Annotated in this window: 19 protein-coding genes; 12 read left to right on the forward strand and 7 right to left on the reverse strand. The window is 59.7% G+C overall.

Annotated elements, in window-relative coordinates; genetic code table 11:
• Positions 1 to 3 precede the first annotated feature (3 nt).
• From ACFWW4_RS07730 to ACFWW4_RS07780, 11 genes are all read left to right on the forward strand, one after another.
• The gene (locus ACFWW4_RS07730) at positions 4 to 582 is read left to right on the forward strand and encodes a TerD family protein (protein ID WP_411890314.1); all 579 of its coding nucleotides are present in this window, start codon (positions 4 to 6) and stop codon (positions 580 to 582) included.
• A 49-nt stretch (positions 583 to 631) separates the two neighbouring features.
• Positions 632 to 1,834 (forward strand): TerD family protein, encoded by a 1,203-nt coding sequence (locus ACFWW4_RS07735; RefSeq protein ID WP_411890315.1) that lies wholly within the window; start codon positions 632 to 634, stop codon positions 1,832 to 1,834.
• A 16-nt stretch (positions 1,835 to 1,850) separates the two neighbouring features.
• Positions 1,851 to 2,300: a tellurite resistance TerB family protein gene (locus ACFWW4_RS07740; protein ID WP_393928852.1), complete on the forward strand. Its 450-nt coding sequence runs from the start codon at positions 1,851 to 1,853 to the stop codon at positions 2,298 to 2,300.
• A 15-nt stretch (positions 2,301 to 2,315) separates the two neighbouring features.
• The gene (locus tag ACFWW4_RS07745) at positions 2,316 to 3,293 is read left to right on the forward strand and encodes a calcium/sodium antiporter (RefSeq protein ID WP_411890316.1); all 978 of its coding nucleotides are present in this window, start codon (positions 2,316 to 2,318) and stop codon (positions 3,291 to 3,293) included.
• Positions 3,294 to 3,307: 14 nt separating this feature from the next.
• Entirely contained in the window at positions 3,308 to 3,886 is a 579-nt protein-coding gene (locus ACFWW4_RS07750; RefSeq protein ID WP_393928856.1) for a TerD family protein, read from the forward strand.
• 117 nt (positions 3,887 to 4,003) lie between these two features.
• Positions 4,004 to 4,576 carry a TerD family protein gene (locus tag ACFWW4_RS07755; protein WP_393928858.1) on the forward strand — a complete coding sequence of 191 codons (573 nt, stop codon included), beginning with the start codon at positions 4,004 to 4,006 and terminating at the stop codon, positions 4,574 to 4,576.
• Between the two features lie 99 nt (positions 4,577 to 4,675).
• Positions 4,676 to 5,779 carry a phosphoribosyltransferase domain-containing protein gene (locus ACFWW4_RS07760; protein WP_411890317.1) on the forward strand — a complete coding sequence of 368 codons (1,104 nt, stop codon included), beginning with the start codon at positions 4,676 to 4,678 and terminating at the stop codon, positions 5,777 to 5,779.
• On the forward strand, positions 5,772 to 6,506 hold the full coding sequence (locus ACFWW4_RS07765) for a hypothetical protein (RefSeq protein ID WP_411890318.1): 735 nt from the start codon (positions 5,772 to 5,774) through the stop codon (positions 6,504 to 6,506). Before ACFWW4_RS07760 ends, ACFWW4_RS07765 begins: the two co-directional genes overlap by 8 nt.
• On the forward strand, positions 6,503 to 7,567 hold the full coding sequence (locus ACFWW4_RS07770; RefSeq protein WP_411890319.1) for a cysteine protease StiP domain-containing protein: 1,065 nt from the start codon (positions 6,503 to 6,505) through the stop codon (positions 7,565 to 7,567). Before ACFWW4_RS07765 ends, ACFWW4_RS07770 begins: the two co-directional genes overlap by 4 nt.
• Entirely contained in the window at positions 7,564 to 8,661 is a 1,098-nt protein-coding gene (locus ACFWW4_RS07775; RefSeq protein WP_411890320.1) for a GNAT family N-acetyltransferase, read from the forward strand. The genes ACFWW4_RS07770 and ACFWW4_RS07775 overlap by 4 nt, the downstream gene beginning before the upstream one ends.
• Positions 8,658 to 9,638 carry a Rieske 2Fe-2S domain-containing protein gene (locus ACFWW4_RS07780; protein ID WP_411890321.1) on the forward strand — a complete coding sequence of 327 codons (981 nt, stop codon included), beginning with the start codon at positions 8,658 to 8,660 and terminating at the stop codon, positions 9,636 to 9,638. The genes ACFWW4_RS07775 and ACFWW4_RS07780 overlap by 4 nt, the downstream gene beginning before the upstream one ends.
• On the opposite strand, the gene ACFWW4_RS07785 is transcribed toward ACFWW4_RS07780, so the two are convergent.
• The 5 genes from ACFWW4_RS07785 to ACFWW4_RS07805 are packed head-to-tail and all read right to left on the reverse strand — an operon-like array spanning position 9,635 to position 14,722.
• Positions 9,635 to 10,771: an ATP-grasp domain-containing protein gene (locus ACFWW4_RS07785; RefSeq protein WP_411890322.1), complete on the reverse strand. Its 1,137-nt coding sequence runs from the start codon at positions 10,769 to 10,771 to the stop codon at positions 9,635 to 9,637. The genes ACFWW4_RS07780 and ACFWW4_RS07785 overlap by 4 nt on opposite strands.
• Positions 10,761 to 11,975, reverse strand: coding sequence for a CoF synthetase (locus ACFWW4_RS07790; RefSeq protein ID WP_411890323.1), 1,215 nt, complete (start codon positions 11,973 to 11,975; stop codon positions 10,761 to 10,763). The genes ACFWW4_RS07785 and ACFWW4_RS07790 overlap by 11 nt, the downstream gene beginning before the upstream one ends.
• Positions 11,968 to 12,765, reverse strand: a complete 798-nt coding sequence (locus ACFWW4_RS07795) for an MBL fold metallo-hydrolase (protein WP_411890324.1) — start codon at positions 12,763 to 12,765, stop codon at positions 11,968 to 11,970. Before ACFWW4_RS07795 ends, ACFWW4_RS07790 begins: the two co-directional genes overlap by 8 nt.
• Positions 12,762 to 13,754: an NAD-dependent epimerase/dehydratase family protein gene (locus tag ACFWW4_RS07800; protein ID WP_411890325.1), complete on the reverse strand. Its 993-nt coding sequence runs from the start codon at positions 13,752 to 13,754 to the stop codon at positions 12,762 to 12,764. The genes ACFWW4_RS07795 and ACFWW4_RS07800 overlap by 4 nt, the downstream gene beginning before the upstream one ends.
• Positions 13,754 to 14,722: a 3-oxoacyl-[acyl-carrier-protein] synthase III C-terminal domain-containing protein gene (locus tag ACFWW4_RS07805; protein WP_411890326.1), complete on the reverse strand. Its 969-nt coding sequence runs from the start codon at positions 14,720 to 14,722 to the stop codon at positions 13,754 to 13,756. The genes ACFWW4_RS07800 and ACFWW4_RS07805 overlap by 1 nt, the downstream gene beginning before the upstream one ends.
• Positions 14,723 to 14,882: 160 nt before the next feature.
• Between ACFWW4_RS07805 and gndA the strand changes: the two genes are divergently transcribed.
• Positions 14,883 to 16,289, forward strand: coding sequence for an NADP-dependent phosphogluconate dehydrogenase (gene gndA / locus ACFWW4_RS07810; protein WP_411890327.1), 1,407 nt, complete (start codon positions 14,883 to 14,885; stop codon positions 16,287 to 16,289).
• A 194-nt stretch (positions 16,290 to 16,483) separates the two neighbouring features.
• Here gndA and phoB read toward each other — a convergent pair whose 3' ends face one another.
• Both phoB and phoU read right to left on the reverse strand, forming a co-directional pair.
• Positions 16,484 to 17,170 carry a phosphate regulon transcriptional regulator PhoB gene (gene phoB, locus ACFWW4_RS07815; RefSeq protein WP_411890328.1) on the reverse strand — a complete coding sequence of 229 codons (687 nt, stop codon included), beginning with the start codon at positions 17,168 to 17,170 and terminating at the stop codon, positions 16,484 to 16,486.
• Between the two features lie 5 nt (positions 17,171 to 17,175).
• A complete protein-coding gene (phoU, locus tag ACFWW4_RS07820; protein ID WP_411890529.1) occupies positions 17,176 to 17,883 on the reverse strand; it encodes a phosphate signaling complex protein PhoU in 708 nt (235 codons plus the stop codon).
• Positions 17,884 to 17,888: the final 5 nt, after the last annotated feature.

A 17,888-nucleotide genomic window follows, 5' to 3' on the forward strand; every position in this document is an offset into this window, starting at 1 on the left:
TCAATGGCCATTTCTCTGTCAAAGGGACAATCCATCAGCCTGAAAAAAGAATCTGCAGGCCTCAAGCGCGTGCATATGGGGCTGGGCTGGGACCCGGTTGCGCCCAAAGGGTTCTTTGCCAAGCTGACCGGTCCAAAAGATATTGACCTTGATGCCTCTGTGATCACTTTTGACGCTTCCAAACAGCCGACCGGCATAGTGTTTTTTGGTCAGTTGCAGTCAGCCGACGGATCGATCCTGCATACCGGCGACAACCTGACCGGTGAAGGTGACGGCGATGATGAGGTGATCAAGATCGACCTCGACCGCTTGGACAGCAACGTTGAAACGCTTGTTTTCTTTGTGAATTCCTATCGTGGGCAGACCTTCAACGAAGTCGACAACGCCTTCTGCCGCATCATGGACGATGACACCCAGAAGGAACTGTGCCGCTTCACCCTGACCGATCAGGGCGCACATACCGGCGTGGTGATGGCCGTGCTGTCACGCAGCGGTGGTGACTGGCAGCTTAAGGCCGTCGGCGCACCCGGCGTGGGCCGCAAAGCCGATGAGCTTGTCCCTGACGCCCTGCAGCATATCTGAACCCCAACAATCACAGCACTTGCACGCACAAGTCTGATAGGGAATTGATATGGTGAATTTGACAAAGGGCGGTAATGCCCCGCTTTCTTCGACCACGCTGCAGGTGACTGTGGCGTGGAAAGACCGCAACCCCAATGCCGAAGAACTGGACGTCTCCTGTTTTCTGCTGACCGACGCCAAGAAGGTCCGCAGTGACGACGACATGATCTTTTACGGACAGCGCCAATCAAAAGACGGATCTGTCCAGTTAAAAGATCTTGCTGTTGGTGACGGTGCCGGACGCAAAACCAGCTTTGCCGTTGATCTGTCAAAGCTGGCCAGCGATGTCACATCTGTCGCTATTGTCGGCACAACGGCCGCTGGACCGGTCAGCGCGCTTGAAACGCTCAGCGTGACAGCGGCCCCCAATGGCAGAGAGGCTGTCGTCTTTGATATCGCAACGGACGACGCATCAGAGGCCGCACTGATCCTGGGTGAGCTTTATCTGCGTAATGGGCAGTGGAAATTCCGCGCCGTGGCGCAAGGGTTCAATGGCGGTCTGGCCCCGCTGGCCACCAATTACGGCGTGGTGATCGATGCCGCACCCGCCGCCGCACCAACGCCGCCCCCTGCCCCGACACCGCCGCCGGCACCGCGCCCTGCAGCGTCGGTGAACCTGTCAAAGGTCACACTGACCAAGGACAAGCCATCAGTCAGCCTCGCCAAGAAAAGCGAGGGGTTTGGCCAGATCGAGATCAACCTCAACTGGACCCAGACCGGGGCCAAGAAGAAAGGCATCTTTGGATCGCGCGGCAAGGCGATTGATCTGGACCTTGGTTGTTTCTTTGAGATGTCGGATGGCGCTGTCGGGGCCGTACAGGCGCTGGGCAACACGTTCGGGCGGTATGAACAGGCACCCTTCATCGAACTGGCGGGCGATGACCGCACCGGAGAGGTCGCGGGTGGCGAATGGATGCGGATCAACGGCAGCCAGTGGCCGCATCTGCGCCGGGTGCTGGTCTATGCGTTCATCTATGAAGGTGTGCCGAACTGGGCCTCTGCCGACGGGGTGATCACGATCTATATTCCGGGCAGTGGCCCGGTCGAGGTTAAGCTGGACGAGGCCAGCAATCTTGGTATGTGCGCCATAGCCGAGATCACGAACGACAATGGTGGGATCAAATTTTCAAGGGAAGTCAGATACTTCCAGGCCCATCCACAAATGAGTGAACACTACCGGTATCCGCTGCAATGGCGCGCCGGACGTAAATAAGAAGGGGATTAAGACAATGCTGAACTGGCTGAAAACAAATGCTGCCGCCGCTCGGGACAAGATGAAGACCGAAGTGGCGAAATACAAGAACAACGATTTCATGGAAGCGGTTGTTGCAGGTTGCGCCCTTGTGGCCGCAGCGGATGGCAACATCAGCTCCGAAGAAAAGCAGAAGATGGCGGCGTTCATCAACCGCTCTGAAGAGCTGAGCGTGTTTGACATGTCCAAGGTCATCGCCAGCTTCAACAAGATCGTCGAAGGGTTCGAATTCGACGCGGCCATCGGCAAGATCGAGGCGATGAAAAAGATCACCCGCCTGCGCGGCAATGACGAAGCGGCCCGTACAATGGTACGGGTCTGCTGTGTGATCGGGGCCGCCGATGGCGATTTCGACGCGGACGAACGCAAGGTAGTATCTGAAATCTGCACCGAACTGGGCCTGTCCCCGTCCGAATTTGACCTCTGATCAGGATTAAATCTGTTGGATCTCTCAAACTACGAACTCTTCGTATTGTCGGCGGGTGCCGTCCTGTTTGGCTTGTATTTGCTGATCAAGGGTGGCGATTGGACGATTGACGCGGCCGTTTTTGTGGCCGAACGTACTGGGCTGTCCCCTTTGTTCATCGGGGCCACCATCATTTCTTTCGGCACGTCGGTGCCGGAACTCTTCACATCCGTAAACGCCAACCTGCAGGGCTTTCCCGGCATATCACTTGGCAACGTGCTGGGCTCGAATATCGCCAATATCCTGCTGGTGCTGGGGGCGACCGCGATTGTCCTGCAGATCGAAGGCAAGGCCAAGGATCTAATGAAGGACTTGGTCATGATGCTGCTGGCGACCGGCATTCTGATCTACGGTATGATGGCGGGCGTCTTTTCGCTGGTGCTCGGGCTGATCATGTTCGGTATTCTGGTTGCTTTCGTCGGCTACCAATATGCCACGAACAGCCTCGAGCTTGAGGAAGATGACGACGATGATGAAGGTGGCAGCATCCAGACCATGGGTGTCGCGGTTGCCTTTCTGATCGGCGGGCTCGTCTCACTGGCTGTTGGATCGGAAATGCTGGTCAAGGGCGCGGTTGTCACCGGTACGATCATCGGGGTTCCCGAAGCAATCATTGGTCTGACGGTCGTCGCCTTCGGTACATCACTGCCCGAATTGTCGACCTGTATCGCTGCAGCCCGCAAGCGGTCGCTGGGGTTGATCCTGGGCAATATCATCGGATCCAACACGTTCAATATCCTGTCCATCATCGGTCTGACCGCGATCATCAAACCGCTTGACGTTGTGCCGGTCCTGACCGGAATACAGATGTGGGCGACGGTCGGGGTGTCAGTTGGCTTTGCCATCTGGATGCTGACCATTGGCAAGATCACCAAGACGATGGGCTACATCATGGTCGCGGCCTATGCCGCATTCGTCGCGGCGCAATATCTTGTGCCGCAAATGACAGCATAAAAAAGGAGGATTACATGGGACTTTCACTTCAAAAAGGCGGCAACCTCAGCCTGACCAAAACAGACCCGAGCATGCAGCGGATGGTCGTCGGCCTGGGCTGGGACGAACGGGGCACGGACGGGGCAGACTTTGACCTCGATGCTTCTGCATTTCTGCTCAATGCCACAGGCAAGGTGCGCGGCGATCACGATTTCATCTTCTACAATCAGATGGAAAGCGCCGAAAAGTCGGTGACCCATACCGGCGACAACCGAACCGGCGAAGGTGACGGCGACGACGAGCAGATCAAGGTAGATCTGTCCAAGATGGCCGCTGATGTGGAAAAAATCGCCATCACAGTCACGATCCACGACGCCGACAGTCGCGGCCAGAACTTTGGTCAGGTGGTCAATGCCTTCATTCGGATCGTCAACGAAGATACCGGTGCGGAGGTGGTGCGTTTCGACCTGTCCGAGGATTATTCGACCGAGACCGCGATGGTCTTTGGTGAGCTTTACCGCAACGCCGGCGAATGGAAATTCAAGGCGGTCGGGCAAGGCTATGCCGGGGGCCTTGGGGCCATGTGTAACCAGTTTGGTGTGAATATCGGATAGTCATATCTGACGACAATCCGAAATTCTTCCCCCTAAAAACCGCAGGATATGACCATACATCATATCCTGTAACTTCAACGGCTTAATGCCAATCATTCAAAAAAGAAGGAATTGAACATGGGTGTATCCCTCTCCAAAGGCGGCAACGTTTCTCTCTCAAAGGAGGCTCCGGGTCTGACCTCTGCCATGGTCGGTCTGGGCTGGGACACGCGCGCCACGGATGGTGCGGATTTTGATCTCGACGCGGTGATGTTCATCACCGGTGAAGACGGCAAGGTGCGGTCCGACGCGGACTTTATCTTCTACAACAACAAGACCGGCGCCGGCGTTGAACATCTCGGCGACAACCGTACGGGAGAAGGCGAAGGCGACGACGAACAGATCAAGGTCGAACTGCCCAGCATTCCTGCAGATGTGAAAAAGCTAGTGATTGGTGTCACGATCCACGATGCCGACAGCCGTGGCCAGAACTTTGGTCAGGTATCCAACGCGTTCGTGCGCGTGGTCAACAATTCCGGCAACGCCGAAATCGTGCGTTTCGACCTGTCCGAGGATTATTCGACCGAGACCGCCATGATTTTTGGTGAGCTTTATCGCCATGGTGACGAGTGGAAATTCAAGGCCGTGGGCCAGGGCTTCTCCGGCGGTCTGGGCGCGCTTGCCTCTCAGCATGGTGTGAATATCGGCTAAACGCCTTACGGGGCGGGATGTCCTGCCCTGACAATCGCGCGATCCGTTTCAAATCGGGTCGCGCAAATATTTTAACACAACACTTTCAGGAGGATGCAGATGAAACTGACGGCCGACATGACAACTGGAAGTGCGGCGGTTGAGGTGTTTAATAGCCTCCTGCCCCCAGAAGATCTGTTCGGATTTGCCGAACGGCGCAACCCCAAACGCGCCTTCATCTTTGTCAGCAAGGTGCTAGGTCGCTATGTCACTGTTTGCCCGCTGGTGATGCGCCAGACATATGTTGATCTGGCCGCACAGATGCCCGCCGACCTGCCCGGCCCGATCCTTGTCGTGGGCATGGCCGAAACCGCCATCGGCATGGGCGCGGGTGTGCATGATGCGCTGGGGCGCGATGATGCGCTGTACCTGCCGACAACGCGTCACCCGCTCAGCGACAACATGCTTGCCCATTTCAAGGAAGAACACAGCCACGCCACCCATCAACTGATGCACATGCCGTCCGATCCGACCCATCGTGACATGCTGATGAATGCCAAAACGCTTATTCTGGTCGATGATGAGGCGACAACTGGCAAGACGCTGCACAACCTCGCCCGCGCGCTGAATGAACGCGGTATCGTGCCCAGCCACATCATCTGTACCTTCCTGACAGACTGGTCTGCAGGCAAGGCCGCCGCCGCCGTGGCATCGGTGTTCCCCGGTGCCCGCGTCACCAGCACCGCGCTGGCCAATGGCCGCTATAGCTGGACGCCCAGCAACAACGTTGCCTTGTCGCGACTCCCTGACGATGTGGCCGAACAGGGTGCCTATGATCTGACCCGCAATCCCGACTGGGGGCGGCAGGGCATTGTTGAAAACCACCGGATGCTGGACAGTGACGCACGGCCCGGGCGCCGGACGCTGGTCCTTGGCACGTCTGAATTTGTTTGGCAGCCCTTCCTGTTGGCCGAACATCTGGCCCATGCGGGCGAGGATGTGAAATTTGCCGCCGTCGGACGATCACCCATTTTCAAGGGGCTGATGATCACCGACCTGATCCGGTGCCGGGACAATTACGGGCTGGGCCTGCCCAATTACCTTTATAACGTCGATCCTGACGCCTATGACCGCATCATTCTGTGTATCGAAACCCCGCCCGGCAGCGTTGATCCGGTGTTGCTGGATGCGTTGAACCCTGAGGTTCTGAGCCTTTATGCCTGACCTCAAACCACTCGTCTTTGCCGATCTTGACGACACGCTGTTCCAGACCCGGCGCAAGATGAACGGGGCTGATCCGCACCGGCATGCTGCGGTGGCTGCCAATGGCGATCCGCGCAAGTCATCGTTCATGACCGCCCGGCAGTCGGCCTTGTTCGAATGGCTGAACGCCACCACGGAGCTGATCCCGGTCACCGCCCGATCCGGCGATGCGTTCGCCCGCGTTGATCTGCCATTCCGGTCCTGGGCGATTATTTCCAACGGGGCGGTGATCCTTGAACCCGATGGCACACCGCACGCCCCGTGGAAGGCGCAGATGGAACGCCATCTTGCGCCGCTCGCCGACACGATGGACCAGATCCTGACCGAAGGCCGCGCTGCAGCACAGGCTGCAGGTATCGACGTGCGATCATGGATCGTGGAAGAGGATGGACTTGCCACCTATGTGGTTTTCAAACTGAACGACGTCACGCCAGACAGCCTGCAAGCCCTGAAGGCCCTTCCCGTGCCTATCACCAACTGGACCCGCCATTTCAATTCCGAAACGCTCGCGCTGATCCCGCCGGGGTCAGGCAAGGCGGTGGCGACGACGTATCTGCACGCGCATCTGAACGCCGATGAACGCCGCCCGACGATGGGGTTTGGCGACAGCGTCAGCGACCTGCACTACATGCAGCTTGCCGATATCCTGATGACCCCGACCGGCAGCCAGATCGCGGCGGCGCTATGAGTTTTTCCGGCTCTTATGCTTCCGATGACGTCACGCTGTTGCTGCAGGTGGTCGATATGGCCCCCACGCCCGTGGCACAGAAAGAGGCGCTGATCCAAAGCGGCACATTGCATTACTCGGAATTGCTGGCACCAGAGGCGCCGCCAACGGCACAATACATGGATATCTACCATGCCGCCCTGGCCGAGAACGGGCCGTTGATGGCGCAATCTGTCGTCTCGCTCGCCAAGGGGATTGCCGGGCAGATTGACGGTGAAATCACGCTGGTCAGCCTTGCACGGGCGGGGTTGCCTGTGGGTGTCCTGCTCAAACGTGCGCTGAAAACACTGGGCCGCCAATGTCATCACTACGGTATATCCATCATCCGTGATCGCGGCCTCGATCATGTGGCAATGCGACATATCCTGTCCAATCACGCGGCTGAATCTGTGGTATTTGTCGATGGCTGGACCGGAAAGGGTGCCATTGCAGGTGAGTTGGCCAAAGCCGCTCCTGATTGCGGTATCCCAAAACCACGTATGGCCACCCTTGGCGATATCGGCGGTTTTGCATGGATGGCCCCGACAGATACCGATTGGCTGATCCCCTCAGGTATTCTGGGCGGAGTCGTTTCCGGCCTTGTCAGTCGGACCGTTCTGAATGACACGATCCGGACCAACGGCGGGTTTCACGGCTGCACCACCCTGCCCCATCTGGCCACACACGATGTCAGTCGTGATTTCGTCGATGCCATCGCCAGGCAATTTCCGTGGGAGGCAGCACCCTGCAACCCCCTGCGCAAGGCCGACCGGATCATCCGCCAATCCCGCGTCAGCCACACCATCGACACGCTGGCGAAGTGGCACAACATCAGCAACCTCAACCGGATCAAGCCAAGTCTGGCGGAAGCCACACGCGCCGTCCTGCGCCGCTGCCCGCATATGGTCTATGTGGCCAGCGACACCGCGCAGGACACCGCCCCGCTTATGCATCTGATCCGGGAAAACGATATCCCTTACCAGGTCGCACCCGACATGATCGCAGGCTACCGCGCGGTCACGATCATTGAAAAGACGTCATGACAGGCGGCGTTGCCAACCAGCCGGATCTGGTCGGCAAACTGACCAAGATCTTCAGCCGCGTGCCGTCCTCTGACCTGATCACCAACCTGACCGCGCAGATTGATAGCTACAGCATCGACGATCTGACCGTGCCGATCAGTCGCAGCGATGGTCCGACCTGCTACATCTGCAGCCCGACCGTCGCCTATGTCAACTATGCCATTGAGGAGACACGAAATCTTGCCACCCACCCGATACTGCAAAAGACGCTGATCGCCCTGATCCGTGCCTGCCGCCCGTTGATCCGGGCAACGGGTCTTGATCGGCAGGTGCAACCGAACAACTGGCTGTTTTCGACCAACCCGGTGCCTGCCCTGACGGCAATGGATGCCACAGCGCTGCGCGATGACCTGACGCAAAGCGATCCTGACCGCGCCATTGTCATACGCTCGCTGAACCCTGTTGCGGATGCCGGCACGATTACGGCGCTCAGATCAGCCGGGTTTCTGATGCTGCCATCGCGGCAGATCTATATCTTTGATCCGCAGGACGGCGGGACGCTGACGGCGGACGCCAAACGTGACCGCAAGCTGCTTGAAAACACCATTTATCAGATCGCACCTGCGGCCACCTTCAGTGCCGAGGATTTCAGCCGTGCCGCGTCCCTTTACGAGATGCTTTATCTTGACAAATACACCGCCCTGAACCCGCAATACACTGCCAGTTATCTGGCACAGGCCCATCAGATCGGGCTGTTGCAGATCATCGGGTTGCGCGGTGATGACGACCAGCTTGACGGCATGGTTGGCCTGTTCGATGTCGGAAACACCTTGACCATGCCGGTTGTCGGGTATGATACCAGCAAACCGCAAAAAACCGGACTTTACCGCATGCTGAACGCGATTGGACACCGCTATGCCATCGAGCACCAGAAGTTCTACAACATGAGCGCAGGGGCTGCCGCATTCAAACGCTTTCGGGGCGCCAGACCTACCATCGAATACACCGCGGTTTACGTCGCCCATCTTGGCCTGCGCACGCGCATCGCGACGCGGATCACCAAGACATTGCTGGATGTCATCGGTGTTCCCATTCTGCGAAAGTTCGAACTATGAAATCAACATGGGTCGCTGTGGCGCTTGCCCGGAAAATCCGCCGCAAACCGGTCAAGATCTGGTTCAACGACCAGCCTGTGGTCCTGTTCCGCACCAGCCAGGGCGTGCAGGCCCTGCTGGACCGCTGTCCGCACCGGTTTGCGCCCTTGTCAGAGGGTTGGGTGAAGGGCGATGCCATCGCCTGCCCTTACCATGGCTGGGAATTCGGGCAGCAGGGGATTTGCCGGAAAATCCCGGGGCATATCGGTGATCTGCCCACGATCCGCGTAAAATCCTTTGCGGCCACTGAAGCGGACGGTGTTGTCTTTATCGCCGATGGCCAGCCCGACGGGCCGCCGCATACACACCCGGTTGCTGAGGGTGATATCATCATCCACCACGCCACCAACCACAGCAATTCGACCTTGCTGGACACGGCTGAAAACATCCTTGACGCGACCCACACGCATTACATTCACAAGGGGTTTCTGCGCGGTCTGAACGACAAACGCTTTACGGTGCAGGTCGCAGTCACAGGCGGCCCCGGCTGGGTCGAGGCGTGCTATACAGGCGAGGATCAGCAGCAGGGTATCGTGACCAAACTGCTGGAAGGGAGGCGGACGAAAACAATCGGCCGCTTCCGCTATCCCGGCATCGTGGAGCTGGAATACTGGAGCCACAAAGGCATCACGCTGGGTGCGGCGTTTCATCTGCGCCAAAGCAGGCCGGGGCTGGTTGAGGGGATCGGGTTCAGCGTCGGGCCGCGCAATGGCGGGTTGGGGCATATCAAGGGCTGGCTCTTTAAACCATTCCTGCATATCGGGATGCATCAGGACCGGCAGATCCTGAAATCGGCGTTGGATAACAAGCCTGATGATCCAAAGGTCAAACCGGTCATCGGGCCATTGGATTTTCTGCGCGAGGATATTGCGCGTATCATCAATGGTGAACTGCCCCGTGCCGCCGATACCCCGCGCCAGATCGAGATGGAGCTTTAGTCCGGCCCGTTCCATTCAATGTCGTCGGTCGCCGCCGTTTGCAGGCTGACCCGTCGCCGCAGGGCGATCCGCGCGATTTCTGCGACAGCGCGCCATTGCTGGCGGCGTGGTGCCACATCAACGGGCCAGACCATCACATCATTGACCGACCGCAGGTCCTGTAGATAACGCCCGAAGGTTCCGCTGCGCAGTGCGGGCCACCAGCCATAGATCGTCATCGCCAGTTTCACGGCATGCAGGCCGCTGGCGTCCGGTTTCACAGCGCCACCGCCGAAAAACGCCCCGGCAAAGCTGTGGGGTTCGTTAAACAGATGCACACCGCTGGTAGCACGCGGATTACATTCGATCGCCATCAACGCCGCACCATCCTTGATGAAATCGAACGAGATTTGGCCGGTCCATTCGGTGCCAGCGACAAAGCGGGCGATGAAATCAGCGATGGCCGGATCGCTGACCGGGGCAAAGGCGGTGCCGGCACCCTGCCCGGCCCGGTAGAGCGGATGGTAGGCCGCCAGCGCCGTCACCCGGCCACGGTGGGCCACCGCATAGGCGCTGACCAAGGTGCCCGGCACGTGGTCTTGTGCGATCCAGGGGAACCGCGCGCTGGGTGTCAGTTTCGGGGTTTTCGGGCAGATCTGCACATCGGTTCCGAACCGTGACCAGACCGGCTTGAACACGAGCGATGTGGACCGGTCCCGCAATGCGGCCAGATCATCGGCGCTCTGCAACAGCCGCGTTTCGGGCACCGGCAGGCCAAGTCCGCGGGCGATTTCGATGAACTGCCATTTGTTGTGAACCTGTGCCAGTCGATCAAGACCGGGCGCAAACAGCCGGGCGCGCATGTCCCGCGTGCCCCAGACCCCGGCCAGGTGAAACACCTCTTCACAGGTGGGCACGATATGGGTGATCCGGTGTTGCGTGATCGCCTGCGCCAGCGCATCGCCATAGGCTGCACCACCGCCGGTAGCAGAGGGCAGCACAACGGCGGCATCGCAGGCGGTAGAGGCAAAGCTGACAGCCGCGCGCAGGCTGTCGCCAAGGGCCACAAAACAGCCAGCCCCGTGCAGCAACCGCGCCAGATGCAGGGCGGCGGGCGCGCGCGCACCGGTGATCAGAACCCGTTCATCGCGCATGGCGGTTTTCGACACGGCGCAGTTTGCGGTCGGTCCGCAGGGTGATCGGTGTCTGATCGTGCTGAATTGTGATATTCAAGCCTTTGTTCTGAAACAGCTTCTGCAATGCAGCCGATGCCGCCTCCATCCCGACCGGCACTTGCAGACTGATCGTGCTGTCCCCTGTTTGCACCACCCGAAAATCGGTGATCCGCCGGTCACTGTCCACGACGGCGTTGCGGATCACATCGGGGGTCAGCATCAGCTTGTCCGGCCCAAGGACAAAGCAATCATCCATGCGCCCCACCACCTCCGCCACCGGCTGTAGCGGCGATCCACAGGGGCAATCGGGGGCGAGCCGGATCAGATCGTTCATCCGGTAGCGGGCCATGATCTGCACCTCTCGGCTGAAATCGCTGATGATCACCTCGTGCAGGTCGCCATCGCCCACCGGGGGCAGCTCGAAATGCATCGTGTCCTGACACAGATGCAGGGTGCCACGGGCGCAGGAGACAGCAAACAGTCCTTCGGTCGCCATATAAATTTGGCCGAGGGTCAGGCCGAAATGCGCTTCGATCACCGCCCTGTCCAATGGGTCAAGCTGCTCGGCCCCGGCATAGATCTTGCGCGGGGTCAGTGGCATCTTTTGCTCTGCCAGACTGCGCAGTATCTTGGGGGGCGCGATGATGACCGTCGGGTCGAACACCTGCAATCCCGTCGCCCAATCCCCTGACAGATCGAAGAATTTCAAGGACAGCCGCCGCAGCCGGTTCGCGCTGTCATAAAGCGGCGTGTTCAGCGGCAGAAGGATCGCCACACGATGGCTTTCGCGCCAGAAACCCGGCAGTGCCTTGGCCAGAATTGTGCCCAGCCAGCAAAACCGCTCTGCCTGCGAGATCACGAAAAGCCCCCGATTGCCGCTGGTGCCGGTGCTGGCGCCAACGACATGTTCGCCCACCATCCTGTCCCCGGCAAAGGCGGCCCAGCCCATTTCCGCGGTTATACCGGCGGTGTTGAACGCCGCGAAATCGGCCATCAGGGTGGCCTTGTCGACAATTGGCAGATCGGAGAGCGTGCCTGCAAATCCCGCATAGCGCCGCACGTGCGGGACATCGTGTTGCAGCCAGTGCTGCAACCGCCGGTCATGGACCGTCTCCAACTGCTGCGCTGTCGTGATCCGCCGCGCCCGCCAATAGGCGAGTGCCGCGTGCCGCAGGTCAAACATCGGTCGGGGTCCAGTCATAAGGCGTTGTTGCCGGGTCGTGACACAGCACAAGATCGCCCCCTTCGCGCACGAAGCGGCGGGCGAAGGCGATGCTTTCCGTGGCTGCTTTCGCGTCGTCAGCGACCAGTGACGCCGGAAACCCCGGCACCCGGTCCTGCACCACGGCATCGCGCAGCCATTGCACATCGGCGGCATAAAGCAGCGGCGTGTCGCCGGGAAAACAGATACCGTAATGACCCTTCAGGTGACCCGGCAACGGCACGGCAAGGGCGGACCCATCGCCCAGTACATCAAACCCCTGCCCCATGCCGTATGGCAGATCGGCGCTGACATGATCGGTAATATTTACGCACCGCGCCGCAAAATCATCCGGCAGCAATTCGGCGAAAACTCCGTGCCGCAATGGTCCGGTGACCTGCGTGTCCACAACAAAGCGCGCCTCTGGCAGGTCGCGCAAATAGGACACATGATCGGCATGCAGATGGGTCAGCAGGACCAGCTTCACATCCTCGGGCAGAAACCCGTGATCGGCCAGCATCGCCAGCGGGCTTTCCAGCGGGTTGAGTTTCATGCCGACCATGCGCGCATAGGCCCGCAGCGGCCATGACCGCCCCCGCCCTTGCGATGCGCGAGGCCCATAGCCTGCATCGATCAGGACCGGACCCCATTTGGGGTGATTGATCAGCCCGCAGCGGACCCGCAAACGCACACCGCCCCAGCCGCCGCCGCGTAGCACGAAACCGCGCCGTGTCCGGACGGTGGCGGTGTTGCCGAAAACGGGCCGGATCATATCACGCCGGGGCGCATCGCCCCGTCCTTGAATGTGCGCCGCAAGCCATCCTCGAACGACACTTGCGGGGTCCAGCCCAGCAATGTCGCGGCCTTGGCAATATCAAGTGTCTGGCGATAGCGCAGGATGCCAAGGCTATAGGCCGTCACCGGTGGTTCGGGGCGGCCCGGCAACAGCTTCGCCCCCGCTTCCATGGCGCGCGCGGCGGACAGCACAGGGCCAAAGGGCAACCTGAGCCAGCGCAGCGGCACCCCAGTAGCGGCACATGCGGCCTCTATGATGTCTGGCAAGGCAATCCCCCCTCCGCCCGTGATGTTGATTATCTGACCCGACAGGTCCGGCCCGGCCTCCAGCGCCTTGATAATCGCCGCGACAACATCATCGACATGAGTGATATCAGTGGCGCCATCCTGCGCAAACCGGGGAAGCGGGCGCTTGGCGGCAACCCGCATCAATCGCGGCAACAGGGCGGTATCCCCGGCCCCATAGATGCCCCTCGGGCGGATCACCACCGGCGAAAGCGGCGCACGGCGCAGCACGTCCTGCTCGGCCAGTTGCTTGGTCAGCGCATAATGATTGACCGGCGGCGGCAGCACTTGCGTTTCTGCCAGCCGGTCCTGATCGGCAAAGCGAAAATAGACGCTGCCGGTCGAGATCATCACGAAACGCGCAGACCCTGCCCGCTCAGCCAGATCGGCAATATGCCGGGTCGCATCGACATTGCCCGCCATGAACTGCGCGCGGCTGCCCCAGGGCGATGACAGTCCGGCGCAATGCACAACCGCGTCCAGCGGGCCGATCCGGTCGGCATCGCATTGCGGTACCGGATGGGCCAGATCAAGCGGCACGGTTCTGATCCCGCGCGCTGCCAACCGGTCAAGCGCCGACTGATTTCGCCCTGTCGCAATCACGTCCGCACCTTGGTCATGCAGCGCTGCGGCCAGAACTGACCCCAGAAACCCCGTCGCACCCGTCACCAGAACCGTCATCAGTAAACCAGCGCCGCGCCGCCAAAGGACACGCCCGCCGACGTTCCCAGCAACAAAATCTTGTCACCGCGCTGCAGGCGATCCTTGGCGCTGCACAGCCCATAAGGGATCGAGGCTGCAATCTGGTTGCCAACCGTCCCGCAGATATCAACAACCTTGCCTTCGGCAAAGCCGCATTGGCGGATCATCCGGGCAAGCGCCATGGGGCTGGCCTGATGCGGCACCACCAGATCAACCGCATCACGGGTCCAACCGGCCTGCGCTAGCAGATCATCGACGAAAGGCACGAAATGCCGCGCCGTGATCCGGAACAAATCCTTGCCATTCATGTCGAACAGACTGTGCGCGGCAAACGCCTCTGCCTCATTGCGAAAGTCGAACCTGGTGCCACCGGCCCCAATGCCACAGCATTCGTAAACGCTGGGGTAGGTGCGCAATCGTGTCTGCAACGGGTCATCCCCGGCCTCAACCACAACCGCGGCCGCCCCGTCACCAAAAAGCCCGGCCACCTCGGGCCTTTCATCCCAAGGCAAGGCGCGCGATGCGACCTCGGACGAGATGATCAGCGCCTGCCTGTAACGCCCGCTGCGCAGCAGGCCATCGCAGACATCCAGCGCGGTCACGAAGCTGAGGCAGGTACTGTTGACGTCAAACGCATAGGCCGCCCCATCGGCGATGCCCAGACCACGCTGATACAAGGGGGCGGTGGCCGGAATGGGCTGGTATGGGACAGCGGACGCCCCGATAATCAGGTCAATATCGTCCGGGCGCACACCTGCGTCTTCCACGGCGCTGGCCGCTGCGGCCACACCCATCGTGATCTGACTTTCATCATCACTGCAGTAGTGGCGGCTGCGTACACCGGTCAGTTTCTCTACCTGTCCGGGTAGCAAACCCAAGCGGTCATCGAACCACGTCGATGGCCTCGCCTCGCGTGGCAGATAGGACCCGATACCCAACACCTTCATGACTTTTGTCTTCCTTTCCGGACATTCATGAACATTGCTCACGTTTTGAAAAATTGCAAGGGGCGAAAGGTCAGGAATTCCCGCCTTGGGCCGTTTCCAACCTCTAGCATTTTGCATATACCGGGCCACAAATGAAAAAGCAGGCCGGGAACCCCACCACATGAGCAAAGCAGAAATTGGCCTGATCGGCCTTGGTACAATGGGTGCTGCACTGGCGCTGAATATCGCGGATAACGGATTTGATATTGCCGTCTGGAACCGGACAACCGCCAGAACGCAGGACTTCCACAAAAATGCTGGCGATCTGGCGGACCATATCACGGCAACGGAAACACTGCAGGACCTCGTCGATGCCATCGCAAAACCGCGCGCCATCATCCTGATGGTACCCGCCGGACAACCCGTCGATGACCAGATCGACGCACTGCGCCCGCTTCTTGATGACGACGACATGATCATCGACGCGGGCAACGCCAACTTCCACGACACCAACCGGCGCGCGCGGGACGCGGGCGACAAACCGTTCCTTGGCATCGGCGTGTCCGGCGGCGAGGAAGGGGCACGGTTCGGCCCCTCGATCATGGGCGGCGGCAAGCGCGCGCATTGGGATCGGGTCGCACATATCCTCAACGCCATCGCCGCGAAACACCAGGGTGAGGCCTGTGCCACATGGATGGGCGAAGAAGGCGCCGGGCATTTCGTCAAGGCCGTCCATAACGGCATCGAATATGCCGATATGCAAATGATTGCAGAGGTTTACGGCATCATGCGCGATGGTCTGGCCATGGATGATGCCAGCATCGCTGACACGTTTTCAGGCTGGGACAACGGCCCGCTCAAATCCTACCTGATCGAAATCTCCGGCAAGGTGGCGAGCGCCACCGACCCCAAGACAGGCAAACCAATGCTCGAAGTGATCGTGGATGCGGCAGGCCAGAAAGGCACCGGACGCTGGACGGTGATCGAGGCGCAGCACCTTGCCGCCCCCATCCCCGCGATCGAGGCTGCGGTCGTTGCCCGCAACCTGTCATCACAGCGTGATGCGCGCGCGGCGGGCGAGGATCTGTTTGGCACCGCCCCCCATCGCCTGCCCCATGACATCCTGTCCACCGATACATTGGAACGCGCGCTGATCGCCGGTAAGATCCTGTGCTACACCCAAGGGTTCGATATGATTGCCAAGGCGTCAAACGCATTTGGCTGGGCTCTGCCCTTGCCCGAGATTGCCAAGGTCTGGCGTGCTGGCTGCATCATCCGGTCGGCGATGCTGGATGACATGGCCACTGCACTGGCAGAGGACGCGGACCGGACGCTGATGTTCGCGCCCAAATTCGCCGATATGCTGAAAGCCAATCATGATGCGCTGCGGCGCGTAGTGGCACAGGCGGCGCTGCATGGGCTGGCCCTGCCTGCCCTGTCATCGGGCCTCGCCTATTTCGACGCGATGCGCACGGCGCGGGGCACGGCCAACATGATCCAGGGTCAGCGTGATTTCTTCGGCGCGCATGGGTTTGAACGGGTGGATGGTGGCACCGGTCAACACGGGCCGTGGGGGCAGAACGGTTAAGCTCATTTCTTAACGACGCATTCACAATTGGACCGCGCGATGCGTTAATCCGGCGCATTGCGCCGTTGGGGTCCGACAAAAGTCCGACGTTTGGCCGACGCGATGCCGACCGACGAAATCAGTGAAAAGCCCTGTTTTTACGATTGATTCGTTGCGTCGGCAGATGGGCAGCGTACGCACCCCACCGAACGTTGCTACCCCAGGGCGTATCCTGTGCCCCGCACGGTGCGCACCGGGTCGCTGCCGCCATGTTGTGTCAGCACCTTGCGCAACCGCCCCACATGCACATCGACCGTCCGTGTATCGACATATATGTCACGTCCCCAGACCCGATCAAGCAGCATGTCGCGCGACCAGACGCGGCCCGGTTTTTCCATGAAAGTGGTCAGCAGCCGAAACTCAGTTGGGCCAAGTTTTAGCTGGTTGTCACCCCGTGTGACCCGATGGGTTTCGGCATCCAGAACAATGTCGTCATAGGTTAAAACCTGGCCCACCGTGGCGGGGCGCACGCGGCGCAGCTGCGCGCGAACGCGGGCCATCAGTTCATAGACAGAATATGGCTTGACCACATAATCATCCGCACCAGTTTCCAAACCGCGCACCTTATCAACCTCTTCTGAACGGGCCGACAGCATAATGATCGGAATCGCACGGGTCTCTGGCTTGATCTTCAAGCGCCGGCACACTTCGATGCCTGACAGATGCGGCATCATCCAATCCAGTACGATCACATCAGGCGCATCTTCATCGACGCAAATCAGACCATCTTCGCCATTTTCGGCGCGTGTGACGCGAAATCCTTCGGCCTCCAGATTATAGGCCAGAACCTCCCTTTGGGCGGGTTCGTCTTCCACGACAAGAACATGTGGTTGTTGTGCCATCGGTTTTAGCCGGGGTCAGTTACATACGCTGTTTTGTCACCCTTGGGCCGCGCCTCATCCGGCATTTCACCAGTCACCAGATAGATCACCTGCTCGGCCATATTGGTGGTCAGATCACCCATACGCTCAATGTTCTTGGCCATGAAGTGCAGATGCATACACGCAGTGATGTTGCGCGGGTCTTCCATCATGAAGGTCAGGAACTCGCGGAAAAGCGCATTATACATCTGGTCCACTTCGTGGTCGCGCTGGCGCACATCCTCAGCCAGTTCCGCGTCACCACGCACATAGGCATCCAGCGTATCCTTGAGCATCTGTTCGACCTCGCGCGCCATCCGGCGCAGCGCGGCATCAGATCCGTTCACCGGGCTCATCTCGACCAACACGCTGGTGCGTTTGGCGATATTCTTGGCATAATCACCAATCCGTTCCAATGACGCGGCCAGCCTGAGAACTGTAAGAATGGATCGCAAGTCCTTGGAAACAGGCGCTCTTAGCGCGATTGTCCGCGCGGCTTCTTCGTTGATTTGCATCTCAAGCGCGTCAATCGCCTTGTCGGCTGCTTTGACCTTTTCTGCCAGTTCAACGTCGCGATCAGCCAGCGACTTGGCGGCCTTCAGGATCGCATCCTCGACAAGCCCGCCCATGGTCATGATCAGTGTGGTGATGCCCTCAAGATCGCGATCATAGGCCGATGAAATATGTTCGTGCATCATAT

This window comes from Yoonia sp. SDW83-1 (genome assembly GCF_046762885.1).
Classification (GTDB): Bacteria; Pseudomonadota; Alphaproteobacteria; order Rhodobacterales; family Rhodobacteraceae; genus Yoonia.

What these genes read in the sequence shown, in the direction of transcription:
- ACFWW4_RS07750 (WP_393928856.1), top strand. Translation starts at nt 3,308, where the DNA reads ATGGGACTTTCACTTCAAAAAGGCGGCAACCTCAGCCTGACCAAAACA.
- ACFWW4_RS07755 (WP_393928858.1), top strand. Translation starts at nt 4,004, where the DNA reads ATGGGTGTATCCCTCTCCAAAGGCGGCAACGTTTCTCTCTCAAAGGAG.
- ACFWW4_RS07740 (WP_393928852.1), top strand. Translation starts at nt 1,851, where the DNA reads ATGCTGAACTGGCTGAAAACAAATGCTGCCGCCGCTCGGGACAAGATG.
- phoU (WP_411890529.1), bottom strand. Translation starts at nt 17,883, where the DNA reads ATGCACGAACATATTTCATCGGCCTATGATCGCGATCTTGAGGGCATC.
- ACFWW4_RS07735 (WP_411890315.1), top strand. Translation starts at nt 632, where the DNA reads ATGGTGAATTTGACAAAGGGCGGTAATGCCCCGCTTTCTTCGACCACG.
- ACFWW4_RS07790 (WP_411890323.1), bottom strand. Translation starts at nt 11,975, where the DNA reads ATGTTTGACCTGCGGCACGCGGCACTCGCCTATTGGCGGGCGCGGCGG.
- phoB (WP_411890328.1), bottom strand. Translation starts at nt 17,170, where the DNA reads ATGGCACAACAACCACATGTTCTTGTCGTGGAAGACGAACCCGCCCAA.
- ACFWW4_RS07770 (WP_411890319.1), top strand. Translation starts at nt 6,503, where the DNA reads ATGAGTTTTTCCGGCTCTTATGCTTCCGATGACGTCACGCTGTTGCTG.
- ACFWW4_RS07805 (WP_411890326.1), bottom strand. Translation starts at nt 14,722, where the DNA reads ATGAAGGTGTTGGGTATCGGGTCCTATCTGCCACGCGAGGCGAGGCCA.
- ACFWW4_RS07795 (WP_411890324.1), bottom strand. Translation starts at nt 12,765, where the DNA reads ATGATCCGGCCCGTTTTCGGCAACACCGCCACCGTCCGGACACGGCGC.
- ACFWW4_RS07780 (WP_411890321.1), top strand. Translation starts at nt 8,658, where the DNA reads ATGAAATCAACATGGGTCGCTGTGGCGCTTGCCCGGAAAATCCGCCGC.
- gndA (WP_411890327.1), top strand. Translation starts at nt 14,883, where the DNA reads ATGAGCAAAGCAGAAATTGGCCTGATCGGCCTTGGTACAATGGGTGCT.
- ACFWW4_RS07730 (WP_411890314.1), top strand. Translation starts at nt 4, where the DNA reads ATGGCCATTTCTCTGTCAAAGGGACAATCCATCAGCCTGAAAAAAGAA.
- ACFWW4_RS07775 (WP_411890320.1), top strand. Translation starts at nt 7,564, where the DNA reads ATGACAGGCGGCGTTGCCAACCAGCCGGATCTGGTCGGCAAACTGACC.
- ACFWW4_RS07765 (WP_411890318.1), top strand. Translation starts at nt 5,772, where the DNA reads ATGCCTGACCTCAAACCACTCGTCTTTGCCGATCTTGACGACACGCTG.
- ACFWW4_RS07785 (WP_411890322.1), bottom strand. Translation starts at nt 10,771, where the DNA reads ATGCGCGATGAACGGGTTCTGATCACCGGTGCGCGCGCGCCCGCCGCC.
- ACFWW4_RS07760 (WP_411890317.1), top strand. Translation starts at nt 4,676, where the DNA reads ATGAAACTGACGGCCGACATGACAACTGGAAGTGCGGCGGTTGAGGTG.
- ACFWW4_RS07800 (WP_411890325.1), bottom strand. Translation starts at nt 13,754, where the DNA reads ATGACGGTTCTGGTGACGGGTGCGACGGGGTTTCTGGGGTCAGTTCTG.